Raw genomic sequence first — 3,218 nt, 5'->3', positions numbered from 1 at the left:
GCGCAGGCGCACCCACGCCGAACCGGCGGGCACCCGCAGCTACGACCTCTACGTCCCCAGCGGCTACCGCGGTGAACCGGTCCCGCTGGTCGTCATGCTCCACGGGGGCAAGCAGGACGCGGTCGACTGCGCCGCCGGGACCCGGATGAGCGCGCTCGCCGAGGAGCACACCTTCCTCGTCGCGGACCTCTACGCCGCGGCAGGGGTGCACTCGGGACTGGGCTACCAGGCGGCGCGAGACGTCGGCTCGGCGTTCGCCGCGATGCGCACCGGTGGCACGCCTGCGGCGAGCGGCCCCGCGCCGCTGTTCGTGGTGCACGGCGACGCCGACCGGATCGTCGCGCCCGTCAGCTCGGAGAAGATCGTGGCCGCCCGGCTCGCCACCGTGCCGACCTCGGTCGCGGACACCGGCGAGGTCGGCGGACCGGGCCACCGTGCCACTCGCGCGGTGCACCGGGACGCCGAGGGCGTGGCCGTCGTCGAGCACTGGACGGTCCACGGCGGCGGGCACGCCTGGTTCGGCGGCAGCCCGGCGGGCTCCTTCACCGACCCGTCGGGCCCCGACGCGTCCGCAGGCATGCTGCGGTTCTTCGGGATCGGCTGACCTCCCGCTACGCACTTCTGCGTACGACCGCCCGCCGCCGCGCCGTATCTCCGGCGACCGCGCGCCGCCCTCTGTGACACAGGGCGGCGACGGAAGGACCCGAGATGCTGCGCATCACCCACCACACGGCGGCAGGCACGGTCGGGGCCGAGGACCTCGAGGCCGTCGAGGCCGTCGAGGCCGTCATAGCCGCGGACTTCGACGATCCCTATCTCGAGCTGGTCCGGCTGCTGCGCGAGGCCTCCGAGATCGAGCACGCGCTGCTCGTGCAGTACCTGTACGCCTCGTTCTCGGTGAAGGACCGGTACTCGGTGCTGCGGGGGAGCGGGGTGGTCGACTCGAACAGCCTCGTGGGCGTGGCCATCCAGGAGATGCAGCACCTGCAGACGGTCAACGAGCTGCTCGCGGCCCTGCGCGCCGCACCCAACCTCGTGCGGCAGGACTTCCCGTACGAGCCCGCGATCTACCCGTTCCCCTTCGACCTGGAGCCGCTCTCGCTCGGGTCGTGCGCCAAGTACGTGTTCACCGAGGCGCCCGCCGCGGCCCTGGACCCCACCACCCCGGAGAACGCCACGCCGGCGAACCAGGCCTTCCTCGCCCGCCTCGCGCAGCACCTGCCGAACGGGGCGCAGCCGAACCACCTCGGCACGCTCTACGGGACGATCATCGAGCGGCTGCAGGCCGTGATCGCCGCCGGGGTGCCCGGCCTTGGCGACCTGTCGACATTCGAGGCCAGGCTCGACCACATCCGAGACGAGGGCGAACAGCAGCACTACGCCTTCTTCCGCGAGGTGTTCCTCGGCGAGCACGCGGCGTTCGCCGGGGTCGCGGACGTCTGGGCCTTCGATCCCGCCGACGAGCGCCATCCCACCGTGGACATCGGCACCAACCCCAGCGCCTTCCTGGGGCACCCGAACCAGATCCCGGACCCGACCCACCGCCGGATCGCCTGGCTGTCGGACCTGCACTACTGGCTCACCCTCGGGCTGCTCGACCTCGGCTACCGCACGGGGGACTTCCGCCCGAGCGTCCAGGCCGTCAGCCACATGACGGTCGCGATGCGACCGCTCGGCACGCTGTTGGCGGGCCTGGGCGTCGGCATGCCGTTCGACCCGCTGAGCATGGGCTACTCGCCCGGCCACGACCTGGCGGGCACGGTCCTGGTCCTGCGCAGGCTCACGGCCGAGGCCGCCGCCGTCGCGACGGAGCTCGCCGGGACCGTCCCGGACGGCGACCTGCTGGCCGACCTCACCACGACGACGCTGGAGGTGCTCGACGAGATCGCCCCGCAGACCCCACCCCTCCCGTCCGGGCCGCCACCCGTGCCGGACACCTCGGCCGCCGCCGCCGCGGCCGCGGAGGCGGCGATGGAGTTCTGGTTCGACTTCGACAACCGGTTCCTGCTCTCCCCGACCCCGCAGGCGATCGCGGCGCTCGGCGGCCTCGGGAACATGGAGGTCCTGCTGCGGGCGGCTCGCCGTCGGCGAGGCAGGACACGTTGGCGCAGAAGTGCATGCCGTAGACGAAGTAGACGTACAGGTGGCCCGCCGGGCCGAACATCACCGCGTTGCGCGGGGTGCGGCCCCGGAAGCTGTGCGCGGCCGGGTCGTCCGCCCCGCGGTAGGCCTCCACCTCGACCAGCTCGACGGCCACCGTCCCGTCGGGCGTGTCCGCCTCGACCGTGCACCCCAACAGCCGGCGGGCGGCGGGCAGCACGTCGACGGCGAGCTCCTCCCGCGCGATCACCCGCACCATGGCTCCACGACTGTCGTCTGGCCCCGCCGGAACAGCACGTATGGCTCCATGACGCGTCAGGCGGTGGTCCACGCTCGGTGGTCCGCGCTGGTCAGCCGCAGCTGGTCCAGCTGTTCCTCGACGCGGACGCCCGCGGTGCCACCCCTCGCGTCCCGGCTGGCGATCGAGCCCTCCACCGTGAGGACCCCGCGGACAGCGGGGGTCAGCGCGGGGTGCACGGCCGCCAGCTCGGCGTCGGACAGGTCCTCCAGGCCCACTCCCCTGGCCTCCGCGGCGCGCACGCAGCCACCGGCGGCCTCGTGCGCCACCCGGAACGGGACGCCCTGGCGCACGAGCCACTCGGCGACGTCCGTGGCGAGGGTGAAGCCCGCGGGGGCCAGCTCGGCGAGCCGGTCGGTGTGGAAGACCAGCGTCTCGACCATCCCGGAGACCGCGGGCAACAGGACCTCGAGCTGCTCGGCGGAGTCGAACAGCGGCTCCTTGTCCTCCTGCAGGTCGCGGTTGTACGCGAGCGGGAGGCCCTTGAGCGTGGCCAGCAGCCCGGTCAGGTTCCCGATCAGCCTGCCCGCCTTGCCGCGCGCCAGCTCCGCGACGTCCGGGTTCTTCTTCTGCGGCATGATCGAGCTGCCGGTGGAGAACGCGTCGTCCAGCGTGACGTAGGAGAACTCCGCGGTGGCCCAGAGGATGACCTCCTCGGACAGCCGCGAGAGGTCCACCGCGACCATGGCCAGCACGAACGCGGCCTCCGCGGCGAAGTCCCGCGCCGCCGTGCCGTCGATCGAGTTCTCCGCCGACGAGTCGAAGCCCAGCTCCGCCGCGACGGCCTCGGGGTCCAGCCCCAGCGACGAGCCCGCCAGCG

Annotated in this window: 3 protein-coding genes and 1 pseudogene; 2 read left to right on the top strand and 2 right to left on the bottom strand. The window is 73.2% G+C overall.

Going from position 1 to position 3,218, the window contains the following annotated elements; all coding sequences use genetic code 11:
- Both H5J29_RS26700 and H5J29_RS36650 read left to right on the top strand, forming a co-directional pair.
- Window positions 1-604: CE1 family esterase (locus tag H5J29_RS26700; RefSeq protein WP_220187974.1), on the top strand; the 604-nt coding region annotated here is incomplete at its 5' end.
- A 104-nt stretch (window positions 605-708) separates the two neighbouring features.
- A pseudogene (locus tag H5J29_RS36650) lies at window positions 709-1,230 on the top strand (ferritin-like domain-containing protein); the annotation flags it as partial.
- A 622-nt stretch (window positions 1,231-1,852) separates the two neighbouring features.
- Here H5J29_RS36650 and H5J29_RS35470 read toward each other — a convergent pair.
- On the bottom strand, window positions 1,853-2,359 hold the full coding sequence (locus H5J29_RS35470) for a DNA-3-methyladenine glycosylase (RefSeq protein WP_246394322.1): 507 nt from the start codon (window positions 2,357-2,359) through the stop codon (window positions 1,853-1,855).
- A gap of 56 nt (window positions 2,360-2,415) precedes the next feature.
- A partial coding sequence (gene argH, locus H5J29_RS26685) for an argininosuccinate lyase (RefSeq protein ID WP_181783764.1) occupies window positions 2,416-3,218 on the bottom strand: 803 nt, incomplete at its 5' end.

Source organism: Pseudonocardia pini, assembly GCF_013870575.1.
In the GTDB taxonomy this organism is placed as follows: domain Bacteria; phylum Actinomycetota; class Actinomycetes; order Mycobacteriales; family Pseudonocardiaceae; genus Pseudonocardia; species Pseudonocardia pini.
Note: the sequence above shows the minus strand (reverse complement) of the source record. Positions and strands in the feature narration are given on the sequence as shown.